17 protein-coding genes and 1 pseudogene are annotated in these 14,685 nt (G+C 54.5%); 6 read left to right on the top strand and 12 right to left on the bottom strand.

Translation table 11 applies throughout. The features are described 5' to 3' along the window. Positions 1-101: 101 nt before the first annotated feature. The gene (locus tag V0R37_RS12480; protein WP_420374835.1) at positions 102-671 is read left to right on the top strand and encodes a hypothetical protein; all 570 of its coding nucleotides are present in this window, start codon (positions 102-104) and stop codon (positions 669-671) included. A gap of 381 nt (positions 672-1,052) precedes the next feature. Here V0R37_RS12480 and merR read toward each other — a convergent pair whose 3' ends face one another. Further along, positions 1,053-1,463 carry a mercury resistance transcriptional regulator MerR gene (merR, locus tag V0R37_RS12475; protein WP_420374834.1) on the bottom strand — a complete coding sequence of 137 codons (411 nt, stop codon included), beginning with the start codon at positions 1,461-1,463 and terminating at the stop codon, positions 1,053-1,055. A gap of 40 nt (positions 1,464-1,503) precedes the next feature. On the opposite strand from merR, the gene merT reads away from it, so the two are divergent. The 3 genes from merT to V0R37_RS12460 are packed head-to-tail and all read left to right on the top strand — an operon-like array spanning position 1,504 to position 2,399. Next, positions 1,504-1,884, top strand: coding sequence for a mercuric ion transporter MerT (merT, locus tag V0R37_RS12470; protein WP_420374833.1), 381 nt, complete (start codon positions 1,504-1,506; stop codon positions 1,882-1,884). A gap of 12 nt (positions 1,885-1,896) precedes the next feature. Further along, entirely contained in the window at positions 1,897-2,181 is a 285-nt protein-coding gene (gene merP, locus V0R37_RS12465; protein WP_420374832.1) for a mercury resistance system periplasmic binding protein MerP, read from the top strand. Further along, positions 2,178-2,399, top strand: a complete 222-nt coding sequence (locus tag V0R37_RS12460; protein ID WP_420374831.1) for a GDCCVxC domain-containing (seleno)protein — start codon at positions 2,178-2,180, stop codon at positions 2,397-2,399. The genes merP and V0R37_RS12460 overlap by 4 nt, the downstream gene beginning before the upstream one ends. Positions 2,400-2,693: 294 nt before the next feature. Here V0R37_RS12460 and V0R37_RS12455 read toward each other — a convergent pair whose 3' ends face one another. From V0R37_RS12455 to V0R37_RS12435, 5 genes are all read right to left on the bottom strand, one after another. Continuing rightward, positions 2,694-3,668, bottom strand: coding sequence for a F510_1955 family glycosylhydrolase (locus tag V0R37_RS12455; RefSeq protein ID WP_420374830.1), 975 nt, complete (start codon positions 3,666-3,668; stop codon positions 2,694-2,696). A 100-nt stretch (positions 3,669-3,768) separates the two neighbouring features. Beyond that, positions 3,769-4,149, bottom strand: a complete 381-nt coding sequence (locus V0R37_RS12450) for a DUF4148 domain-containing protein (protein WP_420374829.1) — start codon at positions 4,147-4,149, stop codon at positions 3,769-3,771. A gap of 127 nt (positions 4,150-4,276) precedes the next feature. Beyond that, positions 4,277-4,516, bottom strand: a complete 240-nt coding sequence (locus V0R37_RS12445; protein WP_420374828.1) for a DUF2933 domain-containing protein — start codon at positions 4,514-4,516, stop codon at positions 4,277-4,279. A 247-nt stretch (positions 4,517-4,763) separates the two neighbouring features. Beyond that, on the bottom strand, positions 4,764-5,267 hold the full coding sequence (locus tag V0R37_RS12440) for a hypothetical protein (RefSeq protein ID WP_420374827.1): 504 nt from the start codon (positions 5,265-5,267) through the stop codon (positions 4,764-4,766). A gap of 136 nt (positions 5,268-5,403) precedes the next feature. After that, a complete protein-coding gene (locus tag V0R37_RS12435) occupies positions 5,404-6,654 on the bottom strand; it encodes an integrase catalytic domain-containing protein (protein ID WP_420374826.1) in 1,251 nt (416 codons plus the stop codon). Positions 6,655-6,940: 286 nt separating this feature from the next. On the opposite strand from V0R37_RS12435, the gene V0R37_RS12430 reads away from it, so the two are divergent. Further along, positions 6,941-7,303 carry a hypothetical protein gene (locus tag V0R37_RS12430; RefSeq protein WP_420374825.1) on the top strand — a complete coding sequence of 121 codons (363 nt, stop codon included), beginning with the start codon at positions 6,941-6,943 and terminating at the stop codon, positions 7,301-7,303. A 581-nt stretch (positions 7,304-7,884) separates the two neighbouring features. Here V0R37_RS12430 and V0R37_RS12425 read toward each other — a convergent pair. From V0R37_RS12425 to V0R37_RS12405, 5 genes and pseudogenes are all read right to left on the bottom strand, one after another. Continuing rightward, on the bottom strand, positions 7,885-8,517 hold the full coding sequence (locus V0R37_RS12425; RefSeq protein WP_420374824.1) for a cation efflux transmembrane domain-containing protein: 633 nt from the start codon (positions 8,515-8,517) through the stop codon (positions 7,885-7,887). Then, positions 8,514-9,638, bottom strand: a complete 1,125-nt coding sequence (locus V0R37_RS12420; protein WP_420374823.1) for a cytochrome P450 — start codon at positions 9,636-9,638, stop codon at positions 8,514-8,516. The genes V0R37_RS12425 and V0R37_RS12420 overlap by 4 nt, the downstream gene beginning before the upstream one ends. A 179-nt stretch (positions 9,639-9,817) precedes the next feature. After that, positions 9,818-11,311 (bottom strand): apolipoprotein N-acyltransferase, encoded by a 1,494-nt coding sequence (lnt, locus tag V0R37_RS12415; protein WP_420375026.1) that lies wholly within the window; start codon positions 11,309-11,311, stop codon positions 9,818-9,820. A 270-nt stretch (positions 11,312-11,581) separates the two neighbouring features. Continuing rightward, positions 11,582-12,112, bottom strand: coding sequence for a signal peptidase II (gene lspA / locus V0R37_RS12410; RefSeq protein WP_420374822.1), 531 nt, complete (start codon positions 12,110-12,112; stop codon positions 11,582-11,584). A gap of 305 nt (positions 12,113-12,417) precedes the next feature. Continuing rightward, positions 12,418-12,599: pseudogene (locus V0R37_RS12405) on the bottom strand (efflux RND transporter permease subunit); the annotation flags it as partial. A gap of 334 nt (positions 12,600-12,933) precedes the next feature. Between V0R37_RS12405 and V0R37_RS12400 the strand changes: the two are divergent. Next, a complete protein-coding gene (locus V0R37_RS12400) occupies positions 12,934-13,305 on the top strand; it encodes a hypothetical protein (RefSeq protein ID WP_420374821.1) in 372 nt (123 codons plus the stop codon). Positions 13,306-14,213: 908 nt separating this feature from the next. On the opposite strand, the gene cadR is transcribed toward V0R37_RS12400, so the two are convergent. Further along, the gene (gene cadR, locus V0R37_RS12395) at positions 14,214-14,624 is read right to left on the bottom strand and encodes a Cd(II)/Pb(II)-responsive transcriptional regulator (protein WP_420374820.1); all 411 of its coding nucleotides are present in this window, start codon (positions 14,622-14,624) and stop codon (positions 14,214-14,216) included. Positions 14,625-14,685 lie beyond the last annotated feature (61 nt).

Here is a 14,685-nt window from a genome sequence, read left to right as displayed (position 1 = left end):
ATGGGGCAACGCTCTCCCGGGTGCATCAATATTTTTCTAACGCAGTGATCGTGCTGCCTTCCGTTTTTTGACCTCATCTTCGGAGCGCCATCGGCGTCTAATTGATTTTGCGCTCGCTTGAATTGCTTCCGCTGGCGGCAGAGCAAGCCAGTTCATCCATCCCAAAACGCGCTGTCGACGAAGCGTGGCTCCCACTTAACCCATATGGGGTGCGAATTGCATACAGGCAGAGCACTTCGGTAAGCAATGTGCCAAAGCTGTTGTCGATACTCGCCGGGCTAACGAAGGATCAGCGCTTCGTACGCTCTTGTCGCCGCCGTTTGCTTTTATTCTTCGATGGCAAAGGTGGCGGCATGTTTTGCCTGATCTGTTCATTACGCAGTCGCTCCTGCGTAGCGGCGCTCGCCGCACGCCTCTTTACGATAAAGCGGGAAATAGCAAAGGCTATCGCGAATGCGACCACCAGTATGATGCCGCTGGCCAAACTTATCACTCAACACTCCACAGGCGCCACGGCACCGCAATACATAAGTTACGACGATTTTAGCGATTCTCTGTCGATTCAGCCATGCACATTGCAGCAGATAAGCGCCCTTCAGACACATCCTGCCCAACCTGCTGGTAGACACTCAATGGCTCTTGAACGCCGCTGGGGAGAATCGCAAACGTAGCCTGTCGCAGCTTCCTGTCTGTAGCCGACATCCCAGCTGATCTGTTCGCCAGGTAGCATGCTGAACCAAACGGGCGTTGATAAACGCTGTCTGCGTCATCACTAATACTTAGGCGAAAGCCGTATCAAAAATCGGCATTTTTAAACATGACAAGAACGATCGCCAAGGGCACGCAAAATTCCGCACGTCGCAGTCGGTTCTATGCTCACGCATTTCTGGCAAGGCCGTTAGATGCTGCTTCAATTGCATTAACTCCTCGACGCGTACCTCCACGGTGTGGAATCGGGCATGTCTCGATATTGAAGCAATGTTCGCTCTTCGTCCGACGCCATATCGAGCGTATCAATGATGTGCCAGTCTTCAAACAAATCACTTCGTGCATCATTTCGATTCTTGCAACGACGAGATCAGGGGACATTTCACTGTCTTGCGTACTAAATCGCATCGAGCCACGAGTTGGCCCAATGTCGCTTCGATGCGCTGCAGATCAGCCAGCTTTTCACGCACATTCCGAAGCTTATGCTCCGCGATGCGGCGCGCCTCCTCACAATGGGTGCCATCGTCCAGCCTCAGCAGATCACCTACTTCGGCAAGGCTGAAACCCAGTCGCTGGGACGCTTTGATAAAGCGCACACGATCAAGTTCGGCGTGGGCATAGCGGCGAATGCTGCCATAGGCGCGCTCCGGCAGAGGCATCAGGCCCTTGCGCTGATAGAAGCGAATGGCCTCGACATTAATTCCCGCCTCCTGCGCTAACTGACCAATGGTGAATTGACTTGATGTTGTGTCCATGGTTTGACTCCGTACTTAAGTACGGAGATAAGCTTACACCATGCGAAAAAACATTTCGAACGAAAAAACCGCCACCCCACCGCAGACGGCACGTGGCGCATTGCTTGCTGGGGGTGTTTCTGCCCTTCTCGCCTCAACCTGCTGCCTAGGGCCACTAGTTTTAATCACGCTTGGCTTTTCAGGTGCGTGGATCGTCAACCTGACGGCGCTCGAACCCTATCGTCCCGTTCTCATGGGTGTGGCACTGGTGGCCTTGTTTTTTGCCTGGCGACGCATCTGGCGGCCTGCCTTAGTTTGCATACCCGGGAATATATGTGCCGTGTCGCAAGTTAAGAGTGCCTACAAATTGCTATTCGGCGCTATATCGGGGCTAGTAGTGATTGCATTCGTTTTTCCGTATGTCGCGCCTTGGCTTTACTAAAAGGAAGAAGTTATGAAAAAATTGTTCGCTGCTGCCGCCCTGTGCGCGTTGGCCGCCCCAGTCTGGGCCGCCTCCACGACCGTCACATTATCCGTACCAACGATGGATTGCCCCATATGCCCCCTCACAATGAAGAAGGCACTTACTAAGGTGCCGGGTGTAAATCAGGTCGAAGTAAACTTCGACAAGCGTCTAGCCATCGTTACGTATGAAGACTCCAAGACCAATGTCGGTGCCCTCGTAAAAGCTACGACGGACGCGGGCTATCCGTCGACGTTGGCAGGGAGCACGAAGTGAATACCGTTATATTGAAGTCGGCTCTGACCTGCCCAGAGTGCGGGCACCACAAGACGGAGACCATGCCGTCCGACGCCTGCCAATGGTTTTATGAGTGCGAGCAATGCCACACGGTGCTGAAGCCTAAACACGGTGATTGCTGTGTTTATTGTTCCTACGGCTCAGTGCCGTGCCCCCCGGTTCAGGAACAAGGCAGACAAAACGGCTGTTGCGGTTGAGGCCAAGCAGCCATGATCAAGGGCCTCTGCCAAACCACCCAATCTTGCTCAAACGTTTATTCGAAAAACCTTAGGGCCGTCAACTCGCGGCGATGACGACCATACTAATCAATCGTATTGACGTACTCATCGTCCCATCATTTCGCTCATCATAATCCCCATACCAAGAAACCCGATGATGGCAAACAGGCCAATTATCGCTAATACAATTAGAAGGATTTTTGCCAGTTTTTTACCCATGCCTTACTCATTAATGATGACTTAAATTAAATAGGCTACCGTGTATGAGATTCCTCATAATGTCGCCCCTGCTTTGGCAATCTGTGTCCAGGTTGCGCCTTGATCGTGGCTTACATACACGCTGCGCTTAAATGTCGCGATAGCCAACTCTTTAAGCCAGATGGGGTTTTGTGCGATATAGGCGATAGCGTCGTCGGCGTCTATTGGGATCTGGATCTGTTCAGCTCGGGCATCGCCAGTTAGCCTAATCAGGCTAAGTGCGGGCCCGCCAGCGTAGTTGCTAAACCAAAGACGTTTACCATCCAGATCAAACCACTGCGCGAGCACCTGTTTCCTATCGATGATTTGTTCAAAATGATTGCCCCCATCGCGCGACAGATACAGACCGTCACCGGCGCCGACGGCAAGAATTTTGGCGTCGTTAGGGTGAGCAGCTAGGCTATTGACCTTGGTTTTGAGTCCGTTAGCGGCGATTCGATTCCATGTCATCCCGTCCGACTCCGTGAAATAAATACCAATAGCCTTCATCCGGCTGTTCGCCTGATGATTGAACACATAGATGGCGTTAGTTCCATAACTGGTTGCCAGAGTATGAAAATCCGATTCGCCCTCCAGGCTCAGTTTTTCCCAAGTCTTGCCGCCATCGTTGCTTTTAATAAGACCAAAGGGATTAACGGCGTCGGATCCCGGCGCCGGGTGTCCACTGCTGTATAGCGCATCGCGCGTCGCAGAAAATCCCATATAGTCATGTTTGGGGCCAGCCATCGTAGACCAACGACCTTGCGCGTACACGGCAATACCGTTATGGCTCGGGATGAGTATCTGCTTGCCATCGGCGCTGTAAGAGAGCCCGTGGATATGCATTAGTTCGATCGGCGCCTCGGCTTTAACATTGGTTGAAACGCGCGCTTCATTTGATGCCATCACCGCAGTCCCCGCAATGGCAAGCGGTTGCCAGCCGAGTGCGGAGAAAGCAACAATGCTCACTGCAATAACACCTTGAGTTACTGTGGTTTTTGAATCAATCATTTCTATCCCATAGTTGAACAATTGCGTCTCAGGAGCACTACCCAAAAATCAGGTTGTGGCCTGCGGACTATTACTTATCAATCCTTGTAATTAAGACGCTTCAGTACTCAATAAATTTAGATAGTTCACCCGACTGCCTAGCCGCAGCGAGTTCCACCAGTACCTCGGCTCGCGTCTTGGAACTAAGGTCAGTCGCGGAAGGTGGATAATCCAGTTCGCCGTGGCTCAACGTGCCTGCGGCGCGGGCCGCGGCCAACTCAGCCTGCACCTGTTGGCGAGTCTTAGAACTGGAGGCTTGCAGCGCAAGCGGGTAGTCCAACTCACCATGGCTCATGAGGCCAAGAGCGCGAGCCTCGTGTAACTCGGCAACAACCTGGGTTCGAGTTTTAGAGGCAGACGCAACGGCATCAGAATTGGCGGCTTGCGCTGCACCAGCTACTAACGAAAAAGAAATCATCAAAGCATAAATTGCGGTTTTCATAAAATACTCCATCTACTATTAGAAAATATTGAATTAGCGTGATACATCACCCATGCGCGTACGCACGGTATATTCATTTACTCGGCCGTCTTCCGCTTTTATAGGAAGGCGTACCAGCAGACAATCACTAGCCATCAAGCTTCACATTGCCAACCGGCGGGGTATCCTTGATTTTTTCGGCTTTTACATCGTTCTCCTTGCTGCATGAAGTCATGCCTTTCATCATGAACATCATCGATAAGGGGCAAATAAGAAACAGCAGGAATGGGGCGGCCGCCGAAATCAACTCCCGGGCGGCTGGCAGCGTGAAATAGGCAATGGCGAGCAACGTGCCCAGGCCAAAACCTACCTTAATCATGGTTTTCATATCGCACTTCATGTTCGAACTCCTTGAATACGGTTACGTAACGTGATCCATACCTGAGGCACTATGCATTGGTATGTACTCAACGATTGCGCCCGAGCAGCGTCTGATAAAGCCAAGGCCTATCCCGTGCTCAGTGCTTATTCATTAATGGGATGTGTTTGCCCGATGCCCGTCCTGTGACCAACGCGCAGGCGGAGTCAACCTGCCGGCATACGCGTGAGCGGCAGGTGTGGCTGAATCCAGCGATTTAAATCTGGAAGCTACAGTACAAAATTGAGAGGGAAGAGTTGCGTCGAGAACGACGAATGGTCGAAGTGGTGGGGTTAGCCGTTACAACGGTTTGAAAGACCGGCACAATCTCCAGTCTCGAAAACACGGGGCCAAATTCCGGATATGAGAGATAAGATGCTTCGGAGCGTGGCATCCACGCTTGAGTAATGCAGATGTCCGTGCCCGCTTGATCGGCAAGCAAACACTTGGAACCGCCAACCGAATAAACATCGGCACTCGGTTGGCAAGGCATATAGCCTGTTGCTATCTCCAGCGCCTGCACCTGCATGTTGCTGGGCAGCGTGCAGGCTTGCGCGGACTGCGCCGACAAACTAAACATCAGTACAGCGATATACGCAATGCCGATAAGTAGGTTACGCGAGATGTTTCTCATAATATGGTTAGTGATTTTCGGTCTTTTAATCAAAACAACTTGATAAAATTGGACGTTAAACCTTACCACCGTAGCAATGTCAAGCATATTTTGAAAAAATGTCGCAACATTAACAACGCCATCTCAACACGCGCTGTATGGCAGTCGATTCCAATCTGTAGATGAGTCTGAACTTGGTAGCTGTGAGCCTATACAGATATGCACAGGCTTTTTGGCCTAGCCCTTAAGCGGCGGCGCGGTTAAGCCGTCGGTTAAGGGATTTAAACAATGCTGTTCTGGCTTTTTGAAGCCGAGCAGCCGCCTCATTATCGCTCATCGCAGCCGCTTCACTGTGGAGCATTTCCAGCGTCGTGTCGGGGCGCAAGTTGCGCTGCTCTGGGCCCAGGCTGGCGAGCTTCTCAAGCGGGGTCTGCACCAGGCGTTGCGGATACCGCTTAATGACCTTGCCTTTGGCATCGGTATGGTCCTGGGCGAACAGACATGGCCGGTGCAGGTTCAGGTACGGGTTCAAGTACTGTCGGCAGAAGTCGTTGATCGGTGCGGCAAAGCGTTGCGGGATATGGCCGTAACCAAAGACCTTGCGCACGACCGCTCCATTCTTGCTCTCGGCCAGGGCATTATCGGTAGAGCGCCGGGGCCGCGACTTGGTCAGTTCCGCATTGAGCTTATTGAGCAGCCGGGCGACACGGTGATTGATGTATCCGCTGCCGTTATCGGCATGCACGCCCAGGATTGTGAAGGGGAAGGCGGCGAGCATTTCCTCAAGCACGGGCAACAGGTAAGCCTCGGAGATCTTCTGGCACGTGGCCACGACTTCCCATTGGGTTACGCAGTCGACGGCGTTGATGTGATAGACGCCCTTGGCGCCATCCTGATCGCCTTGATGCACGCTGTCGATTCGGATAAAGCCCGCCCGCCCTTGTGGCTGCGGGGCGCGTCGTACGCCGATGGCGGTGCCTTTGCCCGCACGCGTTCCATTCCAGCTAACCCGCACATCTTGGTAGCGCGGCGTCGCGTGCAAGTTGTACAAATGTGCCACGGAGATGCCCGCAAGCCGCTCGTAGCGGGCATCTCCATAGACCTGCCAGGCTCGCTCAAACAGGTGCTTGGCTGCCAGTCCGCTGGGCGTGTCATGCAGCGCGTCGGTCTGGGCCAGAAGGCGTACGTCGGCTTCGGTGTAGCGCCTGTAAAAGCCAGCCACAGGCGCACGCCGCTGCCCCAGGGGCGTGCGCGTCACAAACCGCCCAATCAGGCGCACCAAGTGCTGGCGTGAGTAGCCGCTGGTGTGTTGAAGATAACGCACCACCACGCCCTTATCGCGGCGCGACAGTTGGCTATAGCGGAATCGGCCCAATACCCGCCGAACGTGGTCCTGGCGCGGGGCTTCGCCTCCCTGTACGCGAGGTGCCACCCCGGCGGTCCCTTCCAAAAACTGTTCCAAACGCTCGATGCTATCGAGCCTCTCTTCTTGCATATCGATCACCATGCCTAATGATCGACGACTTGATCCCTTTACGCGAACGCTTCAGACTCATCTCATGTTGGAAACACGAGACCCCGTTCAGACTCATGTCATATTGGAAGAGACTCGCCCTGGACAATTAGCGCGGAAAGTCCATACTAAATCGACAAGTACTTCCGAGTCCGAGAATCTTGCGCTGCGCCATTGGCGGATACAAAGATTACCCGAGACCCGGACAACAATCGAAAGCATTAGAACCGATTAGCCAGAGTTAATTCGTTAAGTACAGGAGATCTCCATGAATACGAAGGTATTGTTTATCGCTCCGCTTACAACACTTTTATTGGCTGTGGGCGGTGCTGCACTCGCAGCCACGCCCGGCGGCGACGCCGCCACGATGCCGAATGGACCGGGCGCAATGCACACGCCATCGCAGGATGGCAGCCCGTCCGGCATGAACCCCATGATGCGAGGTGGAATGAGCGGCGGCATGATGAATGGCGGCATGATGGGAATGGTGGGCGGTTGTCCCATGATGGGCGCTTCAGGCGGGAAGAACGGGAAAGTCATGATGCAAATGCATGGCGAGATGATGCGTGCAGTGGGCGACATTATGATTAAGTATGCCGATAAACTGGAACCGTCGTCGTCCACCAATTGACCACAGCGTTTTGGTCGCTGTTGCTTACGCAGCGTTGACCTGCTGATGGGGCAACGCCCTCCCCGCGCGAACTATACTTTTATAACGCCGTGCTGCCTTCCGTTTTTGACTTTATCTTAGGAACGCCGCCTGCATCCAATTGGTTTTGCGTTCACTCGGATTGCTTCCGCCGGTGGCAGGAGGAAGCCAGTTCATTCGTCCGTAAATGCCCTGCCGTCGAAGCGCGGTGTCTATCCATTGCCGCAATTGCAGGCCGGAGCTTCAATGTCGCAGATGAAAGGCACCGACTGCACTCAATCGGACGATAGCTCGAGAATGCTCGATGAAGCGCAACCAAGGAGCCGTACAGCAGCGCAATGCGAGGCGGATGCAGCAATACTTTGGGCGGCTCCATTTTTTTTCCAGAATTGGAACCCATGCCAGCCGGGTCCAAGGGCATGCCGGGTGCACATACACCTTCCATCAAAGCATCAGCTGGAGGGTTATTTACTGCATTGGCGGCTCATGATCTTCGTTCGGTTGCCTCGCGCTCTTCACGACACCCGAATGGCGTGAGGCACGCGCCATTGCACCGCCCTATTTCATAATTTTTCTTGTTGCGTGACCGAATCATCAGATCGACCCGCGTCCCGCGCCTGCTCCAGAATTTCCCATCCGCCTTTGAACGCGATGCAAACCACAACCAATCCGATCAGCAGATCGGGCAATGGCGAATTAAATACTATTACGGCGGCACCGGATATCGCAATGCCTACGTTGGCGAACATGTCATTGGTAGTAAAGATCCATGAAGCTTGCAAATGCACCCCAGCCTGGCGGTGGGATCGCAATAGCCGCAGACAAAACAAATTGGTCGCAGCATTCGCCATCGCTGCGATGATCATCACGATGCCGGCCGGTTCGCCGCCGGCCACGAAGCGCCGCAGCACTTCTACGAGCAGACCTGCGGCTAAGGCGACAAGGAAAAAACCGGACAGGCGTGCGGCACGGGCCTTCGCCACAATCGAGCGGCCGACCGCATAGATGCTCACGGCATAGACCAAGCCATCGGCAAGGTTGTCTAGTGCCGCTCCCATCAAGCCTGTAGAGTCAGCCATCATGCCGACCACGCCGACGATCAGGGCCTGCGCCAGGTTGATGGCAAACACCCAGGTCAGCGTGCGCCGTTGGGCGGCATTGCTGGCATCCAATTTGCTATCGCCTTCTCCGCTCATTCTCGTTCTCCCCTCGAATTCAGCCGCACTTGTTTAATTACGAATCGGCTTTTGGGTATTGTCGGGATGCGTGATAGATTGATACGTAAATCCTGCTGCGGCACATCGAAGTGCATGCCTGCGCTCATAAAGGCCACCGCCCCTTTCATCAGTTCAATCGTGATCCATTCGCCGGGGCAGCGATGGCCGGTGCGGTGCTCGCCTCCTCCCTGGGGAACGAAATTGAAGGCGCTTCGGTTCCAGTGACGAAAACGTTCTGGTAAGAATACATCTGGCCGCTCCCACAGTCTGGCATCGTGATCTGTGCCGTATAAATCCAGAAGGACTCTGGTACCGTGAGGAAAATGGTAGCCCTTCCAGTCAAACTCCTTGCGTGTGCGAGCCGCGACTGCGGGAAAGAAAGGATAATACCGACGTACTTCCTGCACGAACCACTCCCGATACTCCGCTTCCCCAGTTAGCAACCGGGCTCGGCATTCCGGGTGCTGATACAAAGCCAATGCCGCAAAGGTCACATACCAGGCGATGGCCACGGTTGGCCGCAAGAGGTTGATAAGCCCGACCGCCGCAAGCTCCGAATTCAGCAGTCGGCCCTGCGCATCACGGTGACGTGCAATCACCTGCAGTGCGTCGCCTTCGTCCGACGGCGGCGACTGCGCGCGCACCTGATTCACGAGCCCGCCGATCCAACCCTCTGTGCGGTTACGTGCCAGGCGCCCGCGCCAGTGCCGCGGGCCGACCGCTGCGCCAGCCTCTATCATCGCAACGAAGTCACGGGTTCTTTTTTGAACGTCCGCCTCCGCCAGCGGCACTCCCGCCCATACGCACACGGCACGGCACAGGATTTCGCAGGCTTCGTCGAACAGTACCACCTGATCCCGCTTCGCCCACCTTGTCGCATAAGCGCGCCACTGCCCGTCACTCAAGTCCGCCAACCGGGCAATACTTTCGACGCTCATGAGCGAAAGAAACATCTCCTTGCGGCGGCGATGCGGCAGGTCATCCATACCCTGCACACCTCCCCGGCCGAACAAGGTTTCCTGAACCCTCAGCGGCGCAACACCGGTACGCTCGAACCGTTCCTCATCATAGAACAGGCTTGCCGCATCTTCGCCGCTCATGCAAATGGTATTGCGCAGAAGAAGCCGCGTTCGGAATAGATCTGATCGATGCCGCTCACAGCGCTTCGTGATAAACAAATAGCCATCCCTTGCAAACGACAGCGTACTATCCGGAATCCTATCGTGAGGTATTTTAGACATAGTCAACTCCCAGGCGTGCCGCAAGACTTTCGGCCGCTTCAGCTCAAGAATCTACGCACCCGCTTACGGCTAGCAAGATGCTGTCCATACCGGCGTGCTGTTGTGCCGAAAGCAAGTAATATACCGGCACCGCAGTAAATCAGTACAGGCAGATTGCCCGCCGCTACGTAAGGAGTGGCGCCGACAAACCCCTGCGCCATACCCGATAGTGCAAGAGTCCGGTGCGGTTTAGCCTGTTGAACCACGCGCCCGCGTTGGTCGATAATTGCCGTGGCCCCCGTGTTGGTCGCACGAAGCATGTAGCGACCGGCTTCCATCGCCCGCATTTGCGCGATCTGCAAATGCTGCGGCAGTGCCAGCGAATTGCCGAACCAAGCCAGATTACTGAGATTTACAAGCAGTGTCGCATTGGGCACCGCCCGGATGATCTCCTCCCCGAACACATCCTCGAAACAGATATTGACCGCCACCTGTTGGCCGGCCAGGGAAAGCGGCGCCTGTCCTGGCCCGCCAGGCGACATGTCGGCCAGTGGGATATGCAGGAAGTCCAACACCCAGCTTAGCAGCGCTTGTGCGGGAAGGTATTCGCCGAAAGGCACGAGGTGTTGCTTGCGATAAGTTTGAGTGGGCGATGTTCCCATGCCGATCGCGCTATTAAAATAACGCACTTTGTCATTATCAACAACGCGTTCCGGCACGCCAACGATCAAATCGGCGCCGGCCGCCCGGAGGTGAGTTATAACGTCGCGGATATACACCGCTGGAAGCTCGTCAGCAAACAGCGGCAATGCCGTCTCCGGCATGACAATTAGTCTGCCCGAGCTGCGCTGCAGCAGAGACCGATAGAGCTGCAACGTCGGGGCGACATTCTCAGCACGCCATTTCTCATTCTGTGGAACATTTCCTTGGAGCAGAGTCACCGAGAACGGTGCCCCAGCAGGAGATGTCCACTGCATCTGTTGCAGCATCCCGCCCACCGTCCAGATGCCGAACAGCAGTACGGTACTCCATCGCTTCAGGTTCTTCCAACAACTCAGACAATCGAGCAGCAGCATGGCGCTTATCGCGAGCAGGAGGGAAATACCGTACACACCAAACACCGGTGCATACCCGGCGAGCGGGCTTGGGGCTGTTTGCGAATAGCCGACGGCGAGCCAGGGAAATCCGGTAAACAGGACACCCCGCAGCCATTCAAATGCAACCCAGCACGCTGGCAGTGCAATGATGCGCAATAATGTTCCGCGACTTCGGCATGCCCAGGCTACCATGCCAAAGGCCGCGTAAAACAGTGCCAGAAAGCCGCAGAAGCCGATCGTCGCGATCACGGCAAGCAGTACAGACATGCCTCCGTACTCGTGCAAGCTGATATAAATCCAACTCACACCGGCACCGAACAGACCTACCCCAAAGCACAACCCCACGAGGGCAGAACGACCGGGCGTGGCCTGGTTCAGCATTAGAGCAAAGAGCCCTGCAAGTGCAAAAACTGGTAGCGGAAAGAGTTGAAACGGTGCATACCCGAAGACAAGCACTGCCCCTATAGCAAATGCAACGCCACAGCAAAAAGCCGGTATGCGCAGGAGCGAATACACTATCTGATGCAATCTATCCCTCCAACGTCCAGTCCGAATCCGTGCAAGATCGCCACCCTTAGGACGACAGCCAATGCATCAGGAGTACTAAGGGCTTTTCGGCGACGCCAGCGGGTGCCTCTCGCTCCAGCGCGAGGGCACCACTGTCTGAAATTTGCCCACACGTAATAGACTGAGGACACCGTACGCGCAGCGCGTCACATCGCACAGTTACTCCTCCAGACTTCCCTTCGCTGTGTCGCCCTTATATCGGAAGCTTGCGAGCATAAGAAGGCCCGCGCCACAGACAATACCGATATCTGCAACATTGAATGCAGGCCAATGCCACCCTCTTAGATGGAAATCGAGATAATCGACGACATGACCACGCAGCAAGCGGTCGATTGCATTCCCCAGCGCACCTCCCAGAATCAAGCTGTAGGCCCAGGCCTGCAATGCCGGAAGGGGTTTACGCAATTCGAAAACCAGCCAAACGCTTACGCCGAAGGCGAACGCAATGAAGAAATACCGTTGCCGTCCCCCTGCATCGGCCAGGAAGCTAAATGCGGCGCCGGGATTCCAAATATGCACCAGGTTGAAAAATCCGGTCAGCGGAATTGACGTCCCATATGGCATTAATGTCGATACGGCTGCTTTCGAAGCCACATCGAGTGCCAAGATTACGAGCGCCGTCAGCCACCAACGCAGGGGGCGAGCGGCACCCTCAAACCGTGCGTAAGATTGAACAAGATAATTTATCATGCTGCCACTCTGTAGTAGTGTTCAACTCCGGCCGCAGTTTCTATCTTGAGCGCGTAGGCGCCACAATCCATTCCCTCTACTCGCAACTTGAGTGCTTTGATCGTGCTCATATTCGTTTATAAAAGGTGAGTAATAGCCATACGATAAACCCTGTAGCCGCTACAGAGTCAAACGCGAACCAAAGCCGAAACCCTCCATATGTCCGCCGCATAGCTGGAGGACTCTCATCCAAATGAGGCACACTCGCCGTTTTTATGCAAGAGGCCATAATGGCGGGCTCGCGCGGCGACCACCTGCAACTCTAACTACAGGCGAAACATCAACACCAAAGAAGTCAGGATTGACGAGGAGGGCTACCGCCAATTAGCACCGTGGTCGGCGGCTGCTGAACCTCAGCCGCCGTACCCGCTGCAACTGGCACTGGGACAAATCCGAGGGATGTCACGAGCGCAGTCATCTACACAGGGCGAAGCGGGGTAAGTACGCCCAACCCCTGACCCAAGGGAAAGGCAATGTTAGCAGAGCGCTGGAGCGCCGCACCTGGCAGCGGGATCTCCAGGCCCAGTTCACCCGAATTCTGGGCCGCCTAGCGTCGAAAAAAAGGACTTCGAAGCGGACGACTCACCCAGCCAGAGTCGAACTATGTAATCGACGCCCTGGACAATTAGCACGCAAAGCCTATACTAACTTGACAAGCTTCCGAGTCCAAAATCTTGCGCTGCGTCATTGGGGGATCCAAAGCATTAACTTGGACCCGGGCAACAATCGAAAGCGTTAGGACTGATTGGCAAGAGTTAATTCGTTAAGTACAGGAGATGTCCATGGATACGAAGGTATTGTTTATCGCTCCGCTTACAACACTTTTATTAGCTCTTGGCGGTGCTGCGCTCGCAGCCACGCCCGGCGGCGGCGGCGGCGACGCCGCCACGATGCCGAATGGACCAAGCGCAATGCAGACGCCGTCGCAGGACGGCAGCCCATCCGGAATGAACCCTATGATGCGAGGCGGAATGAGCGGCGGCATGATGAATGGCGGCATGATGGGAATGATGGGGGGTTGTCCCATGATGGGCGCTTCAGGCGGGGGAAACGGGAAAGTCATGATGCAAATGCATGGCGAGATGATGCGCGCAATGGGCGACATTATGATCAAATATGCCGATAAACTAGAACCGTCGGCGCCCACCAATTGACCACTGCGTTTTGAGTTCTGTTGCTTACACAGCGTTGCCCGCTGGTGGGGCAACGCTGCCCCGGCGTGGATCGATATTTTTCTAACGCCGTGATCATGCTGCCTTCCGTTTTTTGACCTGATCTTACGAGCGCCGCCGGCATCAAATTGATTTGGAGCTCGCTTGGATTATTTCCGCCGGCGGCAAGTTCACCCGTCCGAAAACGCCCCGCCGTCGAAGCGCCGTTTCTACTTCACCATATGAAGTGCAAATTGCATACATGGCAGAACACTTCGGTGAATAATGTGCCAACGCTCTAATTGATACTCGCCAAGCTGACTAAGGATCAGCGTTTCGTACGCTCCTGTCGCCGCCGTTTGCTTTTATTCTTCGATGGCACAGGTGGCGGCATGTTTTGCCTAAGCTGTTCAATACGGAGCCGCTCCTGCGTAGCGGCGTTCGCCGCACGCCTCTTTACGATAAGGCGGGAAATAGTAAAGGCTATCGCGAATGCAACCACCAGTATGATGCCGCTGGCCAAACTTATCACTCAACACTCCACAGGCGCCACGGCACCGCAATACATATGTTACGACGATTTTAGCGGTTCCCCGTCGATTCAGCCATGCACATTGAAGTAGATATGGCGGCCCCCAAACACATCCTGCCCCAGCTTGCTCGCAGTCCACTCATGGTTATTGATCGGCGCTGAGGACAGTCGTAGACATAGTCGTTTGCAACCGCCTGTGCAAAAGTAGCAACGCAAACGCCGGATCAATGTGCCGATTTTTCTCACAGTGCCGGCGCTCGACACCTATATTTGCCATGCAACTGGAGCGCCGACTTTGACTGGACATTGAAGACGCTGATAAACGCTCTCTGCGTCATCACTAATGCTTGGCCGAAAGCTGTACCGAAAATCGGCGTTTTTAAACATGACAAGAATGGTCGCCAAGGGCGCGCAAGATCCCGCATGTAGCAGTCGGTGCCGTACTCCCGCACTTCTGGCGCAAAGCCATTAAATGCCGCTTTAATTGCATTAATTCTTCAACGCGTACTTTCACGGCGTGGATATGGTCATCCAACAAGGCATTCACATCGCCGCAATCCTCATTGGGAAAGTCTCTGTGCTTGAGCAACGTTCGCACTTCGTCCAGCGTCATATCGAGCGTACGACAGTGTCGGATAAATCGTAGACGTTCAATGTGTTCTTCGCCATACAAACGATAATTACCTTCGCTGCGAGAAGGCTCCGGCAACAACCCCTCCTTTTCATAATACCGAATGGTTTCCGCCGTGGACTCTGTACGTTTCGCAAGCTCGCCGATCTTGATAGGCATGATGGTTTCTACTTTCTAAAGCATTAAAGTAACTATAGACTTATACAGCAATAAAATCTAG

Source organism: Pollutimonas rozaliensis (assembly GCF_048751585.1).
Taxonomy (GTDB): Bacteria; Pseudomonadota; Gammaproteobacteria; order Burkholderiales; family Burkholderiaceae_B.
This window is presented reverse-complemented; position numbering and strand designations above follow the sequence as displayed.